The organism is Novosphingobium sp. JCM 18896, from assembly GCF_025938095.1.
In the GTDB taxonomy this organism is placed as follows: domain Bacteria; phylum Pseudomonadota; class Alphaproteobacteria; order Sphingomonadales; family Sphingomonadaceae; genus Novosphingobium.
Window position 1 is genome coordinate 808,679 of the sequence record NZ_JAPCZF010000001.1, and the last position, 16,077, is coordinate 824,755.

Below are 16,077 nucleotides of genomic sequence, written 5' to 3' on the forward strand. Positions count from 1 at the left end.
TTATGGCCAGGGGAATCAACTCGGGAGAGTCAGAAATCATGTCGCAGGGAAATCTTGGTATCGAGCCCGAAGTCCTCAAGGCGATCTACGGTCAGATGGCGCGCATCCGCGCCGTCGACAAGGCGATCCAGGCTGGGCTTTCGGCGGGCAAGTTCATGTTCACCTACTGGCCGATGACCGGTCAGGAATGCATTCCGGCGACGATCTCGCAGCTCACCACCGAGCGCGACTACATGGTCACCACCTATCGCGGTATCCATGACCAGGTCGCCAAGGGCGTCGACCTTTACGGCATGTTCGCCGAGGCGCTGGGCCGTGAGGACGGCGTCAACAAGGGCAAGGGCGGCTCGCCGCACATCTCGGACCCCAAGTCGGGTTCGATGGTCACCACCGCCATCGTCGGCGCCGGCGCACCGATCGCCAACGGCCTGGCCATCTCGGCCAAGGAGCGCGGCGAGGACCGCGTGACGATCGTGAACTTCGGTGACGGCGCGACCTCGATCGGCGCGGTGCACGAGGCGATGAACCTCGCTGGTGCCTGGCAGCTGCCGGTCATCTTCATGTGCCAGAACAACCAGTGGGGCGAATACACGCGCATCCCCACCTACACCAACAGCCCGAACTTCTTCGGCCGCGCCGAAGCGCTCGGCTTCAAGGGCGTCCAGCTCGACGGCAACGATCCCGCCGCCTTCTACAAGGGCATGAAGGAAGTCGTCGACCACGTCCGCGCCGGCAAGGGCCCGGTCTTCGTCGAGGCGATCACCTACCGCATCGGGCCGCACGCCGGCGTCGGCGACAACTACAACGCCACCAAGGAAGAGCTGGCCGCGGGCAAGGAGCGCGCGCCGCTCGAAAAGACCCGTGCCCTGCTGCTCGAAGCCGGCATTTCGACCGAGGAAGAGCTGACCGCACTCGAAGCCGCCGCCAAGGCCGAGGTCGAGGATGCGATCGCCCGCGCGCTCGAAAGCAAGCCGACCCCGCCGAGCGAGACGATCGTCGACGTCTTCGCCGATCCGGACAGCGTGCCGCAGCGCGGCCACTTCCCGGTCCGCGAGGCCGAGGGCGAGCTTTCGGGCGATACCGAGTCGATCTCGATGGCCATCGCCGTGCGCGATGCGCAGCACATCGCCATGACCAACAACAAGGAAGTTTTCATCCTCGGCGAGGACGTGGGCGACCCGCAGGGCGGCGTGTTCGGCACCAACAAGGGCCTGCAGACCGAGTTCGGTGACCGCCGCGTGCGTCCGACCCCGATCGCCGAGACCGCGATCATCGGCGCCGCCATCGGTTCGTCGATTGCCGGCATGAAGCCGATCGCCGAGATCATGTTCGTCGACTTCCTCGGCGTCTGCCTCGACCAGATCGCCAACCACGCCGCCAAGCAGCGCTACATGTCGGGTTCGGCGACGCATGCGCCGTTGACCATCCGCATGCAGCTCGGCGGCGGCATGGGCGGCTTCGGCGCGCAGCACTCGCAGAGCCTCGAAGCCTGGCTCACGCACACTCCGGGCATCAAGGTGGCCTATCCGTCGAACCCGGTGGACGCCAAGGGCATGCTGCTCTCGGCGATCGACGATCCCGATCCGGTCGTCATGCTGGAATCGATGATGCTGCTCTACACGCTCAAGGGCGACGTGCCGAAGGGCGAGTACAAGATCCCGCTCGGCGTCGCCAAGGTGCGCCGCCCGGGCAAGGACCTGACGCTTATCTCCTATGGCTACATGCTCAACCACTGCCTCGCGGCGGCGGAAGAAGTGGCCAAGGACGGGATCGACGTGGAAGTGATCGACCTGCGCTCGCTGGTGCCGATCGACTATCACCGCGTGCTCGACTCGGTGAAGAAGACCGGCCGCGCGCTGGTCGTCCACGCCGCCGTCGAGTTCTGCGGCCTGGGTGCCGAGATCTGCTCGACGATCAACGAGGAGCTGTGGGGCAAGCTCAAGGCGCCCGCGATGCGCTTCGGCGCCGATTATGCGCCGATGGCCTATTCGAACGCGATCGAGTTCAGCCAGGTCCCGACGCCGCCCTCGATCGCTGCGCGCATCCGCGCTGCGGTGAAGTCCTGATCAACAATCAATCGTTCTACAGAAGGTAAACCGATGGCAACGACCCTGACCCTGCCCAAGCTCGAAATGTCGATGAGCGAAGGCACGCTGGCCGAGTGGAAAGTGGAAGACGGCGCGACCGTGAAGGAAGGCGACGTGATCTACGTGCTCGAGACCAACAAGACCGCGCGCGACATCGAGGCTCCGGCCTCGGGCACGCTCGTCCACAAGGCCGCCTCGGGCGAGACCTACGACGTGGGTACCGAGATCGGCGAGATCGTCTGATTGGATAACTCCTCCCCGGGAACGGGGAGGGGGACCATCCGCAGGATGGTGGAGGGGGCTCTCGGCGCGCACGGCGCTGGCCGGAAATCCCCCTCCGTCAGCCGCTACGCGGCTGCCACCTCCCCGTTGCCGGGGAGGATTTTTATTGCCTAGAGCCCCAGCGCCTTGAGCACGTCGGCCCAGGACACCAGCTTGAAGTTCTGCGCATGGGGTGCGTTGTCGCCGTCCTGGGCGACGAACAGCCCCGCAGGATAGTCGGCGCCGAAGCTCCCACCCATCAGCGCGATGCCGTCGGTCTCCGAGGTCGCGCCGAACTGGCCCGCGGCCACGCGGAAGCGGCCGGCGGGCTCCATGCCCGGCAGGCGATAGACCGCATAGGCGTTGTCGCCCTGGCTCGAGGCGACGAGAAAGCCGCCCTTGTCGCCCTCGGTGATCAGCGCGAGGCCTTCGGTGTCCATGACCAGCTGCTTGCCGTCGGCCTTGGCCACGAGGCTGCCCTGGGTCTGACCCGCGACATAGCGCCACACGCCAACGTCTTCCTCGCCGACATAGAGCGTGCCGTCGCGCGGATCGGTGACGCAGCCTTCGGTCTGGGTCGCGACCTTGCGCGTCGCCACGGGCACCGAGCGCGGGGTACCGTCGAGTTCGAGACGGAATTCCTCGATCGTGCCGTCCTTGAGGACCGAGAAGGCGTGCAGCGCATCGCCGTGGGCCCAGAGACAGACGCCGTAGGCCTCGCCGCGGCCGCCTTCGACCGCGCCGAGCGGGATCAGCTTGGCCGCTTCGGTGTCGAGCCGATAGAGCCGCAGCTTGGCCGCCGTGACGTCGTTGCGGTCGCTGGCGACGACGATGACGCCGCGCGGCCCCAGGTCGACCAGGTCGACGTTGTTGAGCCGGCCATCGGGTTCGAAGAAGCGCGAGGGCCCGCCGAGACCGTAGACGTGAAGACCCGCGCGCTTGTCGGTCGCGACGATCAGGCTCTTCGCCGGATCGGCCGGATTGCGCCAGATCGCCGGGTCGTCGGCCGCATCGGCCGCGGCCGTGCCAACCGGCGCGGTCTCGGCCTTGGCGGTGACCTCCGCCGCCGGCAGCGAGGCTACCGGCGGGGTGGTCGCGGTCGTGGCGCAGGCCGAGCAGGCCAGCGCCCCGAGCAGGATTGCCTTAGTCCGCATCAGAAGTTGAACCGGATACCGCCGGTGTAGCGGCGGCCGAAGCGTTCCCACTCGATCGTCTGGCCGGTGGTGCTCGGCGAAGGCGTGCCGGTCGCGGTCAGCAGGTTGCCCGGATCGGAGAAGCGGCGGCCCGGGTGGTTGAGCAGGTTCGAGGCGTCGAAGTAGATCTCGAAGTTCTTGGTGATCGCATAGCGTGCCGAGAAGTCGAGCTCGTCGTCCGAATCCCAGTAGGTGTCGCCGGCGTCGGCCAGGGTGTCGGCGACGGTGTCGAGCCACTTGCCGCGGTTCTGGTACTGCAGGCGCAGCGACAGGCCGTACTTCTCGTAATAGGCGCCGAGGTTGTAGACGAAGTCCGAGGTGCCCGGCAGGCGGACCTTGCGCGCCGGGATCGTGCCGGTGGCGGGCTTGGTGACGCGGCTGTTGTTGAGCGTCAGGTTCGCCGAGATACCGAAGCCGCCCATGAAGTCGGGCAGGCCGAGGCTGTCAGTCCAGGGCTCGAGCTGCAGCTGGGCCGCGGCTTCCATGCCGTAGATGCGGCCGTCACCGCCGTTGGTGATGCCCGAGAAGGTGTAGCCCGAGCGATCGACGCCGCCGCTGTTCAGCGCGCTCGAACCGAAGGTGCGGGCGGTCGTGTAGAGGACGTCCTTCACCTCCTTGTAGAACGCGCCGATCATCAGGTAGCCCTGCGGACGCATGTACCATTCGAAGTAGGCATCGACGCCATAGGCGCGCTCGGGCTTCACGGCGGGGTTGCCGCCCGAGATCGTCTCGTTGGTGTCGTTGACCACGACGTTGGGACGCAGCTGGTCATAGTCGGCGCGCGCGGCGCCCGAGTTGAACGACAGGCGGAATTTCTTCGTGTCGTCGACGTTGTAGTTGATGTGTAGGCTCGGGAAGACGAGCGTCTGCTCGGCCTCGGCGGTCACCAGACCCGTGGTCGTGCCGACGGTACCCACGGCGATGCCGCGGTTCTTGATGTGCTCGACGCGCGCACCGCCGATCACCGAACCCCAGTCGTAGCGGACCGTGCCCATGAGGAAGGCCGCATAGACCTGCTCGCGGACGTCGTAGTTGTTCGCGGTGTTCGGCAGGAGCAGCTGCGGGAAGGCGGCACGGGCAGCCGCGCTCGCCGCGCGCATCTTGTCGGTGTCGAAATAGCGGAAGGTGTAGCCCATCGGAATCTTGCCGAGGAAGGCCTGATCGAGCGAGAACTGGTTGTAGTCGGTCGGCAGGACCGTCGCGGCCTGAGTGGCGTTCAAGGTGATCTGGTTCTCGTCGGCCACCTTGGTGCGCTGGTCGAACTGGAAGCCCAGCTTGAACGTGGCGTCGCCGCCAAGGAAGCTCGTGTCGCGGCCGACGACCAGCTTGGCGGTATAGGCCTTGGTCGTGTCGACCGCGTCGAGCACGGTGAAGCCCGACAGCGGCTTGCTGAAGGTGTCGATCGCGGTGACGGCGTCACCGGCCTGGAAGCGCGTCGGCGAAGCAAGCTGGATCGTGCGGAACAGCTGCAGGCGCGAGAGGTTCGGATCGGAGAAGTCGTAAGCGATCGTCGGGCGCAGGTTGCGCGTCGAGGGGCTGTCCCAGGTCGCTTCGCCGACGACCGATCGATCGTCCTTGGATTCGGTGTAGTTGCCGACCCAGGAAACCGTCCAGCCATCGCCGAAAGCGTGGTCGCCGGCGAGGGTGTTGGTGAAGACCGACTGGCGGAAGGCGCGCAGGGTCGAGCGCTGGCGGATGTCGACGCCGTAGACCGTGCCCTTCTGCGGGGTGTTGCCGATGCAGACGTCGCCATAGCCCGAAGTGGTAGGAGTGGCGGTCGGCGTCGGCGTGCAGGCGGCGGTGTTGGCGACGAGATCGCCCTCGCGGTCGTCGAGGTCGAAGCGATAGTTGTCGCGCGCCTCGTCGTCGGTGAAGATCGTGTAGACCGAGCGCAGCGAGATCGTGTTGTCGGCGTCGGGCTTGTAGTCGAGGCGGCCGGAGACCGACCAGTTCTTGCGGGTCAGGCGGTAGAGCTTGTTCTCGGCCTCGTGCGCCCAGAAGCGGGTTGCCGCGCCGGGACGCTGGTCGTTCGGGACGCGTTCGTAGTCGGTCTCGAAGTTGTCGGTGATCATGTTGCGCTCGTAGTAGCTGCCCGAGAGCAGCACGCCGAGTTCGCCGGAGCCGACATTGAAACGGTTCGAAAGGACCACCGAACCTTCGTATTCCTTGCGGTTGCCGAGCTCGGCGAAGCCCATGCCGGCCTTGCCGGCGATGTGGAAGCCGTCGTAGTCGAAGGCCGAACGGGTGACGACGTTGACGTTACCCGCGACCGTCTCGCCCGGCATGTCGGGCGTTACCGCCTTGGACACGATGATCTTGCCGGCGATCGCCGAGGGGATCGAGTCGAAGCGGGCATCGCGACCTTCGGGGCTGACGACGTTGATCCCGTCGAACGACAGCGTGGTCCAGGTCTTCGGCGCGCCGCGCAGGTTGATGTAGCGGGCCTGACCCTGGTCGCGCTCGACGCTGACGCCGGGCAGGCGGCTCGTGGCCTGGGCGATGTTCTGGTCGGGCAGGCGACCGACCGCGTCCGAGGCTGCGACGGCGACGAGCGAATCCGATTTCTTTTGAACCTCGAGCGCGGCCGCTTCGGATTCGGCGATCGGGCGGGTGCCGGTGACGATGATCTCGCCGGCATCGGCTTCGGCCGCGACCTCTTCGGCATGTGCGCTGGCGAGCGGCAGAAGCGTGGCGACGCTGCACAGCAGCATGGTGCGCCGAACGGCGCGGTCGATCGTGAACATTGGTAGCCCCCTGAGTTTGGTTCTGGGGGCGCGCCTAGGTGTCGATCGAGACTCTACCGCGTCGGTTTTTGGTCTTTAATGTGACAATTGTGGACTGTTGGTTTTGCGCCGCAGCATGCGGTCGGCGGGCTAGTGGTCACACCGGCCCGCCGAACCGGAATTCAATGTCGGCTCGCATATTCGGACTGCGGCGTACCGAGCCCGCGCAACGGAATCTCGCGCGGGAGCGGGCCGTGGCCGTGCAGCAGCTGCGAAAGTAGGCGCTCGCCGAGCGGCCAGTCGCCCAGATCGCTGTTGGCGTTGATGTGGCCGACGGCGCCGGCATCGGCGAAGCGGCTGCCCCAATCGCGCGCCAGCGATATGGCGCTGCGCTGCGTGCAGTAGGAATCGTCCTGGCTGGCGACCACGACGCTGGGGAAGGGCAGTTCGGTGCGTGGGCAGGCCGAGAAGCGCGCGAGACGCGGATCGAGCCCCGGGCGGTCGACATCGGGCGGTGCGACGAGCAGGGCGCCGATCACGCCGCTGTCGGCGCCGGGCTGCTCGTACTCGGCCCACCAGGCGACGGTGATGCAGCCGAGGCTGTGCGCCACCAGGATCACGGGCCGCTCCGCGTGATGGATCGCGAGATTGAGCTTGTTGACCCAGGTGTTGCGATGCGGATCGTCCCACATGCCAAGCTCGACACGCTCGGCATTGTCGTACTTGCGTGCCCAGCGGCTCTGCCAGTGATCGGGGCCGCTATCGTTGAGGCCGGGAATGAGGAGGATCAGGGGTTCCTGATCGTTGCTTTCCCGCGAATTTTCGAAATAGGCCATGGTCGTGACTCCGTGAAGGAATGCGCTGGCCGGTCGACTCGGAATACGTCCCGACTGAGGGACAATATAATTCAACTAATTTGATAGACAATAGCTCTGCGCCGCATCGAGGCGTCAAGGCGGCGGATCGAGTGGCCGGAACCAAGGGCGCGGCCTGCTGGTTGCGGTGTCGAGGAGGTCGCCATGACCACGAACCGTACCAAGGACTATCCGCCGCGCCAGACGCGCCTGAGCACCGATGAGGCGCCGCTGGTCGATCTGGCCGCGGCACCGAACGATGCCGACGACCAGTCAGACGCCGGTCTCCCGACGACCGACCATGAGGCCGAAGGCTGGCGGTCGACGCCGCCAGCCAAACCCTGAAGAACGCTTAGGCGGCCTTCTGCGCGGATTTCGCGTAGTTGCCGTACTTGAGGTCGATACACTTGATGTGTGCCGACAGCCAAAGCCGCAGGAAAGTGAAGAAAGCGCTGGTCGGCACGCCACCGGCCGCGGCGATGGCCTGGGCATGGACGGCGAAATCGTCGAGCAGCTTCTTATGGATGCCCTTGTGGATTTCGAGTTCGGGGTAGCCGATTCGGGCGAGGTAGGCTTCCTCGTCGGCGAAGTGGCGGGTGGTGATGTCGCCCAGGCGGGCGATCTTGGCCATCATCGCCGGGCCGGACTGACCGGCATTGGCGCCGTCGTAGACGATGTTCATCGCGTCGAGGATGTCGCGGTGCTCTGCATTCATCTTCTCGACCCCAATATCGAGGCTCTGGTCCCAATTCATCAAAGGCATTTTGGTTTCAATCTCCAGTGGAAGAAAGCAACCCAGTCCTTCCCCAGGGCCACGGCGGCGGGATGGCATGCGAATGGTTAATCGCAACTATCGGCCGGGCAGGTAGATCGCGCAGTTCGTCGCTGGGCCGACTTTATCGGCAGGGCGCGCGGAACCCGGCCGCTCCTGCCTTGTTGCACCTGCGAAGGAGAAGCCGATGTCCAGCATTCCCAACGCCGCCATGCCTCGTGCCGTCACCAAGGCGCCGTGTGACAAGCCTGCGACCGACAAGGCCAAGCTGTTGCTCGGCCTAACTGTGACGCCGCCGGTGGTGGCGATCGCGCTCGGCGCCTTTGCGTACAAGCGGTTGCGCTCGCTGGCTTCGGACTTCGCACGCAAGATCGAAACCAGCGGCGGCAGCGAGGCACCTGCGGTTACCGTGGATCCCGTCGAAGTGGAGAAGGGCGGGGAGCTTCCCGTCCCGGTCTAGCGGCTCGATCGGCGCTAGATGGTGACCCCTACGGGAATCGAACCCGTGTTTCAGCCGTGAGAGGGCCGCGTCCTGACCGCTAGACGAAGGGGCCATATGCCGACACTCACCTGTCTGCCTTGCTCTAAGAAGAGCAGGAAGATGGTGACCCCTACGGGAATCGAACCCGTGTTTCAGCCGTGAAAGGGCCGCGTCCTAACCGCTAGACGAAGGGGCCATGTCAGCTAGCGCCGACGGCAGGCCGCGCACTTAGGCAAGGCTTTCCCGGGGGTCAAGCCCGCTTATCGAGTTTGTTTCACTTGCGTGAAATAGTTTCGGCAAAAGCGGGCTCAATCGGCCCAGGCGGCGTCGTCGAGATGGAGCTCGGCGGCAGGGCGACTGCCCCAGTCGTCGATCTTGGCGCGGCCGGCCAGCCAGAGCTTGCGGCCCTGGGCGGCATGGAGCAGCGCCTGGCCCATTTCGCTCTCGGCCGCGCGGAAGGCGATAGCCTTGAAACTCGCGCCGTCGTCGCCGCGCGCGATCAGGCGGACGTGGGCACTGCCGACGAGATCGGCCTTGAGCAGGCGCACGGGCCCGACCGCGACTCTCGGTCCCGGCCAGCCCATGCCGTAGGGCCCCGCGCTCTCGAGGGTGCCGACCAGTTCGGGCGTGAGCCCGCCCGGCGCCACCGCGAGATCGAGCAGCAGGGCTTGCGATCGCATGGCCGAAGTGACCGCATTGCCGAGCCTGGCATCGAGCCAATCGGCGAGGGCGTCGAGCTTGTCGGGCGCGATCGTCAGGCCTGCCGCCATGGCGTGGCCGCCACCGGCGACCAGCAGGCCCTCGGCGCGCGCGGCGATGATCGCAGCGCCGAGATCGACGCCGGGAATCGAACGGCCGGAGCCCTTGCCCTGACCGGCCTCGTCGGCGTCGAGCGCGATGACCAGCGCCGGCTTGCCGGTCTTTTCCTTGATTCGTCCGGCGACGATGCCGATCACGCCTGGATGCCACCCCTTGCCGGCGAGCACGAGGACCGCGCGGTTGTGCTGGGCAGCGAGCTGCATCTCAGCGGCTTCCTGCACCTCGGCCTCGATCGCGCGGCGTTCCTCGTTGAGGCGTGAGAGCTGGGCGGCGATGTCGGCGGCCTCGTCGGGGTCCTCGCTGGTCAGTAGACGCACGCCGAGCGTCGATTCGCCTACGCGGCCCCCCGCGTTGATTCGCGGACCGAGCGCGAAGCCGAGGTCGCTGCAGCTCGGCGGGCGGTTGAGCCGGCTCGCGTCGATCAGCGCGGCCATGCCGATGTTCTCGCGCTTGGCCATGACCTTGAGGCCCTGGGCCACGAGCGCGCGGTTGAGCCCGTGAAGCGCGGCGACGTCGGCGACGGTGCCCAGCGCCACGAGATCGAGCAGCGCGAAGAGATCGGGCTCTGCGCGATCCTTGAAATAGCCACGCTGGCGCAGCGACCGCACGGTGGCGACGGCGACGAGGAAGGCCACGCCGACCGCGGCGAGGTGGCCGTGGGCGACGCCGGTGTCGCTCTCGTCGAGCCGGTTGGGATTGACCAGCGCGGCCGCCACCGGAAGTTCCTCGGCGCACTTGTGGTGATCGACGACGATCACGTCGGCTCCGGCGGCGTGGGCCATGGCCAGCGCCTCGTGCGCCATGGCGCCGCAATCGACCGTGACGATCAGGCTCGATCCCTCGCCGGCGATGCGCACCAGCGCCTCGCCCGAGGGGCCGTAGCCTTCGAGCAGGCGATCGGGGATGTAATAGCGCCCGTCGCGGCCGAGCATGCGCAGCAGGCGGATGAACAGCGCGGCGCTGGTCGCGCCGTCTACGTCGTAGTCGCCGTAGATGGTCATCGTCTCGCCGCTGAGCACGGCCTGGGCGATGCGTTCGGCGGCGGCGTCCATGTCGCGGAACTGCGAGGGATCGGGCAGGAAGGCGCGCATCGTCGGCGCGCGCTGGCGCTCGACGTCGTCGCGCGCCACGCCGCGGGCCAGGAGAAGCTGGGTGACGATGTCGTCGAGACCCGCCGAGCCGCCTAGGCCCGAGCCGATGTCCATGTTGCCACCGCGCCAGCGCCAGGCCTTGCCGCCGAGCGAGGTCTCGATTCCGAACAGCGATGCGGGTTGGGAAGCCATGCCCGGGGCTAACCCATTCGCTGGCGGGCGGGAAGGCTGGCGCGTGCGAAATATCACCAAGTATGGGAATTCTCTCGCGCGTAAGACGCGATATGATCGCACGTCTCACAGGGAGGATCAGCGGATGGTTTCACGAGTCGTATGGGGCGGCCTGTTCGCCGCGGGAGCAACTGCGGTGGCGCTTCCGCTGATCGCGCAGCCGGGCCCGGCAAGTGGGCCGGTGGCACGCTACGACATGCGCGCCGGCACGATCTCGGGCATGCCCGGCGGTATGGGCGGGGCGATGAGCATGATGTTCGGCGGCGGCCGCAGCAACAACGTCCAGCACGAACTCTACCTGCGCCTCGGCTCCTCCCAGGCGTCGGCCAAGGGAGCGCCTAAGGCCGATCACTTTCCACCCGCCGCGGCCAAGCTCGGCAAGTCGGTCGCGCTGACCACACCGCGCGAGGAACGCGGCGAAGACGTATTGCCGCAGAAACCCAAGGGTCGCCTGCTGATCTATTGGGGCTGCGGCGAGCATGCGCCCAAGGGACAGCCCGTGGTGATCGACTTCGCTCGTCTCGCGGCCGGCCAGGTGCCGCCGGGGTTGTGGACCTCGACGATCATCCGCGACTGGGGGCCGAACCTGCAGAACAGTCGCACCTTCGGGCGCTGGCCGTCGGAGGACGGCAAGTACGTGAAGCCCGATACGGCGCTGCCGGGGCCGCATCGCGTGGCGAGCAACTATGCGCCCGAGATGAACTTCACGCTGACCAAGGACTTCATGGCGGCGCTGCGCGTCAACACCAGCTCGATGCCCAGCGGTGCTTCGATGGTGCGGTGGACCGGTATTCCGGACGCGACAGGCTATCTGGTCGGGCTGTTCGGCGGCAAGCAGACGGGCAATGGCGAGATGGGCGACATGGTCATGTGGACGAGCAGCGCCACGCGCCAGTTCGGCGGCGGCCTGAGCGACTGGCTGTCGCCCGGCCAGGTCGCGCCGCTGGTGCGCGACCGGACCTTGCTGGCGCCGACCGCGACAACCTGTACCGTTCCAGCCGAAGTCATCCGCGATGCCGGCGATTTCCGCGTGGGCACTCTGACCGGGTTCGGACCGGAGGAGAACTTCTCCTATCCCCCGCGTCCGGCGACCGGCCCGTGGCGCCTCGAATGGACCGCGCGCATCCGCCATCGTTCGATGACGAGCTGGATGCAGATGCCCGGCATGCCCTCGGGCATGGGCGCACAGTCCGAGGACGATGGCCGCAGTTCGGGTTCCGGCGGCCAGAACTGCCGCCGTCGTGGCGGCCTCGGCGGCATGCTCGGCGGAGCGCTCGGCGGCGGGGGCGGCTGCTGAGGCGCTGTGCCGGCGTCCATGCTGGCGATAGTCTGGCATAGCCGCACCGGCGCGGCCGAGGCGATGGCGCGGGCTGCGGGCGAGGGGGCAGGCGAACGCGGCCTGCTGCTGACAGCGGACGAGGCCACCCCGGAGCGGTTGCTGGCGGCAGCCGGCTATCTCTTCATCGCGCCCGAGAACCTCGGCAGTCTCTCGGGCGCGATGAAAGAGATGTTCGACCGGGCCTACTACCCGCTGCTGGGCCGGATCGAAGGCCGCGCCTATGCCACCGCGATCGCCGCGGGTTCGGCAGGACAGGGGGCCGAAGCGCAGATCGATCGGATCGTTACGGGCTGGCGGCTGCGCCGCGTCGCGGAGTCGTTGATCGTCAATCTGGGCGCGCAGACACCCGAGGCAATCATCGCGCCGAAAACCGTCACGCCGGACGATCTCGCGCGGTGTCGCGAGCTCGGCGCGGCGCTGGCCGAAGGTTTAGACCTGGGACTGTTCTAGGTTATGCATCCGGGATGATCCTATCCCGGGCCACGAAGACTCGACGCGCCCCGGCAAAAGGTGTCACAACCGATCTGGATCGATCGTGCCGTGGGCGCGCAGCAGGCGGAGGGCAGGTCAAGCAATGCAGGGCAAAGCCGGCATTTCATTGCTCTTCGCGGCGGGATCTCGTCCGACCGCCAGCGATATTGCGGCCCTGCTCGAAGTCCCGGCTGCCGGCGGTCAGATGGCGCGGATCAGCCATAGGCCGGCGGACGACCATGGCTGGCTCGAACTCCTGGCCAGCGGCCTTACCTTCGATCTTCGCGGTCTCGCCCCCGGTGCCGCCGCGCATCTGCCGATCGCCAGTCATGCCTATGGCCTAAGCGAGGATCCCGGCAGCGCCGAACTGGAAGCTATCGCACTGCTTCCCGGCCCGCACATCGCCAGCGGCGGCGCGCTGATGCCCGTGGTCCGCACCTTGACGCGGCTCGCCGCCGGCCTGGCAATGGAACTGCCGGTGACCGCGGTGTGCTGGAACCCCGCGGGCGCCTGGATGGATCCCAAGTATTTCACCCGCCTCATGTTCAGTTGGCTGTCGGGCGGACCGTTCCCCGCGCTCGGCCTGACCGCCCTGCTGCCGGACAAGGACGGCGGCGTACAGAGCGCCGGCCTCGACTTCTTCATCGGCCAGGAACTGCACATCGACCAGCGCGGCAGCGAAACCGGACCCGATACGCTCAAGATCGCCGGACGGATCATCGACAGACTGGTGTCGCATGGCCCCTTGCAGAAGGCCGAGACCTTCACCGGAGCAAATGGAGAGCTGCTGCTGGCCGAGCCTTCGGCGGACGGCCGCCGCGTCAGGGTCACGAGGTCGGCGTGAACCAGGCGCAGCCGGCCCTTCGGTGCCGTCTGCGTTTCGATGCCGTCAATCGCAGCGGCAGCGCCGATCACGATCCCGGACTGCAGCGGCATCACCTGCTGCCCCGCCAATTGCTGTCGCAGCGCTGTTTCGGAAGGATGTTCGAGGCGATCGGCCCCGCGCGCGTCGGCTTCGACGACTTTCGCGCCAACGGCATGCTGCTGCCTTGTTGCGACGCCGCGGTCCTGCGCATGGCCATGCCGCTCCACCGCGGGCCGCACCATCGCTACAGCAGGATGGTGATCGAGCGCGTGGGAACGATCGAGGCCAGTTGGTCACGCGAACGATGTGGGCATGGGCTCGAACGGGCGAACGAACAGGCGCTGATGCGGCTCGGCCTGGTGCAGCGAGCGCTGCGTCGACGGCTCCTCCAGGGCGGGCGCAAGACCTTTGCGCTCAATCGCCGCGATCCGTTCGGCTCGAACGGCGATTTCTCGGAACTCGACGCGATGGCCGAGATGCTCTGGGTGTCGAGCTTTCAGCCGAGCCGTGTGGCGAGCGCGGCCTTGGCGTCCTGATATTCAGTTTCGAGCCGGTCGACGCGTGCCGCGACGCTCTCGACCACCTTGACCGCGCCGACGCCCTGGCCCGAGCCCCAGATGTCCTTCCAGGCCTTGGCCGCGGTGGTGCCACCCGAGCCGAAGTCCATCTTGGTCGGGTCGCTCTCGGGCAGGTTGTCGGGATCGAGCCCCGCCGCGACGATCGAGGCGCGCAGGTAGTTGCCGTGCACGCCGGTGAAGAGGTTGCTGTAGACGATGTCGGAGGCCTGGGCGTCGACGATCGCCTGCTTGTAGCCATCGGGCGCATTGGCTTCGGTCGTGGCGATCCAGGGGCTGCCGATATAGGCGAGGTCGGCACCGGCGGCCTGGGCAGCGAGGATCGAGCGGCCGTGGGCGATCGCACCCGACAGCACCAGCGGCCCGTCGAACCACTCGCGAATTTCCTGGACCAGGGCGAAGGGCGATTGCGCGCCGGCATGGCCGCCGGCGCCGGCGGCGACCGCGATCAGGCCGTCGGCCCCCTTCTCGATCGCCTTTTTGGCGAAGGCGTTGTCGATCACGTCGTGAAGGACCACGCCGCCCCAGCCATGGACCGCTGCGTTGACGTCCTCGCGCGCACCGAGCGAGGTGATGATCACGGGCACCTTCCACTTGGCGCAGATCGCCAGGTCTTCCTCGAGCCGGTTGTTGGTCTTGTGGACGATCAGGTTCACCGCATAGGGCGCGTCACCGATGGCATCGGTGATCTGGCCGAGCCATTCGTCGAGCTGCGCCGCCGGCCGGGCGTTGAGCGCCGGGAAGCTGCCGAGCACGCCCGCCTGGCACTGGGCGATCACCAGTTCGGGGCCCGAGACGATGAACATCGGCGAAGCGATGACGGGCAGGCGGAGCTTACCGAACAGGGCGGGCAGGGACATGGCGGATCCGTTTTAATCGAGCGATTAAATCCGCCATAAGCGCAGTATTCGGGCCTGTCGAGAGGCCAGGAAACAGGTTGGGCATGAGGTCAGGCGAGGGCTTTCGCGAAGGCTGCCTTGAACAGTTTCATCTCGGCCGGTGTGCCCATCGAGATGCGCACCCAATTGTCCATGTGCTTGCGCGCACCCGATATGAACACGCGATCCGCGGCAAGCTTGGTGGCGATCTCGCCGCCCGGACGGCCGACCTCGATCATCACGAAGCTGGTCTGCGAAGGAAGGTAGCGCGTGCCGCGCGCATGCAGCCAAGCGAACAGGTCGTTGCGCACGGCGGTGTTGTAGGCCTTGCGTTCGGGCACCAGGTCCGGCGTCAGCAGGCTGGCCTCGGCGGCGATGACCGCGGGCATCGGCGTGACGTTGATCCCATAGTCGGCGAGCCGATCGAGCAGGTCCTTGCGCGCGGCGACGACGCCCACACGCAGGCCGGCGAGACCGTAGATCTTCGAGAAGGTCCGCAGCACGACAACGTCCTGGCCCTTGGCGACGAGATCGAGGCACGACTGGGCCTCGCTGTAGTGGATATAGGCCTCGTCGACGAGCACGACCGAGCCCGCGGGCTTGTTGGCCAGCAGCCACTCGATCTGCTCGCGCGGGGTGACCAGGCCCGTCGGATTGTTAGGATTGCAAACGTAGTAGAGCCCGGCATCGGGCGCGGCGGCAAGCAGCTTGCGCATGTCCATCTGGAAATCGCCGCCTAGGGGAAGCGTGACCGTGCGGGTCACGGGCTTGCCGCCCGCGCCCATGAAGCCGGAATCGAAGGTCGGCTCGAAATAGGCGATCGGCCGAGCCTTGCTCGAGAAGGCAAGCCCGGCGGCGCAGAGCGGGGCGTAGGAACCGGGATGGACGACGACGTTCTCGTGCGCGAGGCCGTTCTGGCGCGCGAAGACGTCGGCGAGGCGGTTGGCGAAGGCCATGCCGTAGCGTCCGCCGAGCCGCTCGATCCCGGCGAGGGCCTGACGCGCAGCGGGGCAGGGGCCGAGCGGGCTCTCGTTCGAGTTGATGTAGACGCCGTCGGTCAGGCTGGCGATCATCGCCGCGGGATCCTCGGGCACCGGGCGTGCGGCGCTGCGCTGGGCGAGAAGCGGCGCGGCCTGGGCCAGCAGGGGCAGGGCGACCGCAGCGCCGGTGCCGCGCATGATCGCCCGGCGGGAGAGCGAGATGTCGCCGGCCCGGATCTGCGATCCATGCGTCTGCGATCCAATCGGGTCGGTCTTCATCGACTATCTCCATCCGCCGGTGCCGGGATCATATCATTGCCTTGGCGAAGTACGGCCAATACCGCTCTTGGCGTATTGCACGGCCCGTCCGGTCGCGCGGCGATGGATTAATCAACAAGGGTGTTGCCTTCCGCGCCGCCTTGTCCGAAGGCGAGAATCATCGTGACTCTCGCTGAAG

At 67.1% G+C, this 16,077-nt stretch carries 15 protein-coding genes and 2 tRNA genes; 8 read left to right on the forward strand and 9 right to left on the reverse strand.

Annotated features, from left to right (window positions below; genetic code table 11):
* The first annotated feature begins 38 nt into the window (after positions 1-38).
* The gene (locus OLX23_RS03895) at positions 39-2,066 is read left to right on the forward strand and encodes a dehydrogenase E1 component subunit alpha/beta (RefSeq protein WP_264443216.1); all 2,028 of its coding nucleotides are present in this window, start codon (positions 39-41) and stop codon (positions 2,064-2,066) included.
* 33 nt (positions 2,067-2,099) lie between these two features.
* Entirely contained in the window at positions 2,100-2,330 is a 231-nt protein-coding gene (locus tag OLX23_RS03900) for a lipoyl domain-containing protein (protein ID WP_264443217.1), read from the forward strand.
* Between the two features lie 149 nt (positions 2,331-2,479).
* Here OLX23_RS03900 and OLX23_RS03905 read toward each other — a convergent pair whose 3' ends face one another.
* From OLX23_RS03905 to OLX23_RS03915, 3 genes are all read right to left on the reverse strand, one after another.
* Entirely contained in the window at positions 2,480-3,502 is a 1,023-nt protein-coding gene (locus tag OLX23_RS03905; RefSeq protein ID WP_264443218.1) for a phytase, read from the reverse strand.
* Entirely contained in the window at positions 3,502-6,285 is a 2,784-nt protein-coding gene (locus OLX23_RS03910; RefSeq protein WP_264443221.1) for a TonB-dependent receptor, read from the reverse strand. The genes OLX23_RS03905 and OLX23_RS03910 overlap by 1 nt, the downstream gene beginning before the upstream one ends.
* A gap of 161 nt (positions 6,286-6,446) precedes the next feature.
* Positions 6,447-7,100 carry an RBBP9/YdeN family alpha/beta hydrolase gene (locus OLX23_RS03915; protein WP_264443223.1) on the reverse strand — a complete coding sequence of 218 codons (654 nt, stop codon included), beginning with the start codon at positions 7,098-7,100 and terminating at the stop codon, positions 6,447-6,449.
* Between the two features lie 183 nt (positions 7,101-7,283).
* Here OLX23_RS03915 and OLX23_RS03920 point away from each other — a divergent pair, with 183 nt between their 5' ends.
* Entirely contained in the window at positions 7,284-7,463 is a 180-nt protein-coding gene (locus tag OLX23_RS03920) for a hypothetical protein (protein WP_264443225.1), read from the forward strand.
* Positions 7,464-7,470: 7 nt separating this feature from the next.
* Here the strand turns inward: OLX23_RS03920 and OLX23_RS03925 are convergent, their stop codons facing one another.
* Entirely contained in the window at positions 7,471-7,881 is a 411-nt protein-coding gene (locus tag OLX23_RS03925; RefSeq protein ID WP_264443227.1) for a bacteriohemerythrin, read from the reverse strand.
* 196 nt (positions 7,882-8,077) lie between these two features.
* On the opposite strand from OLX23_RS03925, the gene OLX23_RS03930 reads away from it, so the two are divergent.
* On the forward strand, positions 8,078-8,350 hold the full coding sequence (locus OLX23_RS03930; protein WP_264443228.1) for a hypothetical protein: 273 nt from the start codon (positions 8,078-8,080) through the stop codon (positions 8,348-8,350).
* Between the two features lie 19 nt (positions 8,351-8,369).
* On the opposite strand, the gene OLX23_RS03935 is transcribed toward OLX23_RS03930, so the two are convergent.
* The 3 genes from OLX23_RS03935 to recJ all read right to left on the reverse strand — a co-directional run bounded on the left by OLX23_RS03935 (position 8,370) and on the right by recJ (position 10,473).
* Positions 8,370-8,444, reverse strand: a tRNA-Glu gene (locus OLX23_RS03935).
* A gap of 48 nt (positions 8,445-8,492) precedes the next feature.
* Positions 8,493-8,567: transfer RNA gene (locus tag OLX23_RS03940), tRNA-Glu, on the reverse strand.
* A 112-nt stretch (positions 8,568-8,679) separates the two neighbouring features.
* On the reverse strand, positions 8,680-10,473 hold the full coding sequence (gene recJ, locus OLX23_RS03945) for a single-stranded-DNA-specific exonuclease RecJ (protein WP_264443229.1): 1,794 nt from the start codon (positions 10,471-10,473) through the stop codon (positions 8,680-8,682).
* 124 nt (positions 10,474-10,597) lie between these two features.
* Here recJ and OLX23_RS03950 point away from each other — a divergent pair, with 124 nt between their 5' ends.
* From OLX23_RS03950 to OLX23_RS03965, 4 genes are all read left to right on the forward strand, one after another.
* A complete protein-coding gene (locus tag OLX23_RS03950) occupies positions 10,598-11,809 on the forward strand; it encodes a hypothetical protein (protein WP_264443230.1) in 1,212 nt (403 codons plus the stop codon).
* Between the two features lie 18 nt (positions 11,810-11,827).
* Positions 11,828-12,301 (forward strand): NAD(P)H-dependent oxidoreductase, encoded by a 474-nt coding sequence (locus OLX23_RS03955; protein ID WP_264443232.1) that lies wholly within the window; start codon positions 11,828-11,830, stop codon positions 12,299-12,301.
* A gap of 124 nt (positions 12,302-12,425) precedes the next feature.
* On the forward strand, positions 12,426-13,166 hold the full coding sequence (locus OLX23_RS03960) for a hypothetical protein (RefSeq protein ID WP_264443233.1): 741 nt from the start codon (positions 12,426-12,428) through the stop codon (positions 13,164-13,166).
* Positions 13,163-13,723, forward strand: a complete 561-nt coding sequence (locus tag OLX23_RS03965) for an AHH domain-containing protein (protein ID WP_264443234.1) — start codon at positions 13,163-13,165, stop codon at positions 13,721-13,723. The genes OLX23_RS03960 and OLX23_RS03965 overlap by 4 nt, the downstream gene beginning before the upstream one ends.
* On the opposite strand, the gene OLX23_RS03970 is transcribed toward OLX23_RS03965, so the two are convergent.
* Both OLX23_RS03970 and OLX23_RS03975 read right to left on the reverse strand, forming a co-directional pair.
* Positions 13,684-14,622: an NAD(P)H-dependent flavin oxidoreductase gene (locus OLX23_RS03970; protein WP_264443235.1), complete on the reverse strand. Its 939-nt coding sequence runs from the start codon at positions 14,620-14,622 to the stop codon at positions 13,684-13,686. The two genes, OLX23_RS03965 and OLX23_RS03970, sit on opposite strands and share 40 nt — an antisense overlap.
* A gap of 89 nt (positions 14,623-14,711) precedes the next feature.
* Positions 14,712-15,899, reverse strand: a complete 1,188-nt coding sequence (locus OLX23_RS03975) for an aminotransferase class I/II-fold pyridoxal phosphate-dependent enzyme (protein ID WP_264443237.1) — start codon at positions 15,897-15,899, stop codon at positions 14,712-14,714.
* Positions 15,900-16,077: the final 178 nt, after the last annotated feature.

Excerpts from the sequence above, each read along its gene's own strand:
- OLX23_RS03895 (WP_264443216.1), top strand. The coding sequence starts at position 39 with ATGTCGCAGGGAAATCTTGGTATCGAGCCCGAAGTCCTCAAGGCGATC.
- OLX23_RS03900 (WP_264443217.1), top strand. The coding sequence starts at position 2,100 with ATGGCAACGACCCTGACCCTGCCCAAGCTCGAAATGTCGATGAGCGAA.
- OLX23_RS03905 (WP_264443218.1), bottom strand. The coding sequence starts at position 3,502 with ATGCGGACTAAGGCAATCCTGCTCGGGGCGCTGGCCTGCTCGGCCTGC.
- OLX23_RS03910 (WP_264443221.1), bottom strand. The coding sequence starts at position 6,285 with ATGTTCACGATCGACCGCGCCGTTCGGCGCACCATGCTGCTGTGCAGC.
- OLX23_RS03915 (WP_264443223.1), bottom strand. The coding sequence starts at position 7,100 with ATGGCCTATTTCGAAAATTCGCGGGAAAGCAACGATCAGGAACCCCTG.
- OLX23_RS03920 (WP_264443225.1), top strand. The coding sequence starts at position 7,284 with ATGACCACGAACCGTACCAAGGACTATCCGCCGCGCCAGACGCGCCTG.
- OLX23_RS03925 (WP_264443227.1), bottom strand. The coding sequence starts at position 7,881 with ATGCCTTTGATGAATTGGGACCAGAGCCTCGATATTGGGGTCGAGAAG.
- OLX23_RS03930 (WP_264443228.1), top strand. The coding sequence starts at position 8,078 with ATGTCCAGCATTCCCAACGCCGCCATGCCTCGTGCCGTCACCAAGGCG.
- recJ (WP_264443229.1), bottom strand. The coding sequence starts at position 10,473 with ATGGCTTCCCAACCCGCATCGCTGTTCGGAATCGAGACCTCGCTCGGC.
- OLX23_RS03950 (WP_264443230.1), top strand. The coding sequence starts at position 10,598 with ATGGTTTCACGAGTCGTATGGGGCGGCCTGTTCGCCGCGGGAGCAACT.
- OLX23_RS03955 (WP_264443232.1), top strand. The coding sequence starts at position 11,828 with ATGCTGGCGATAGTCTGGCATAGCCGCACCGGCGCGGCCGAGGCGATG.
- OLX23_RS03960 (WP_264443233.1), top strand. The coding sequence starts at position 12,426 with ATGCAGGGCAAAGCCGGCATTTCATTGCTCTTCGCGGCGGGATCTCGT.
- OLX23_RS03970 (WP_264443235.1), bottom strand. The coding sequence starts at position 14,622 with ATGTCCCTGCCCGCCCTGTTCGGTAAGCTCCGCCTGCCCGTCATCGCT.
- OLX23_RS03975 (WP_264443237.1), bottom strand. The coding sequence starts at position 15,899 with ATGAAGACCGACCCGATTGGATCGCAGACGCATGGATCGCAGATCCGG.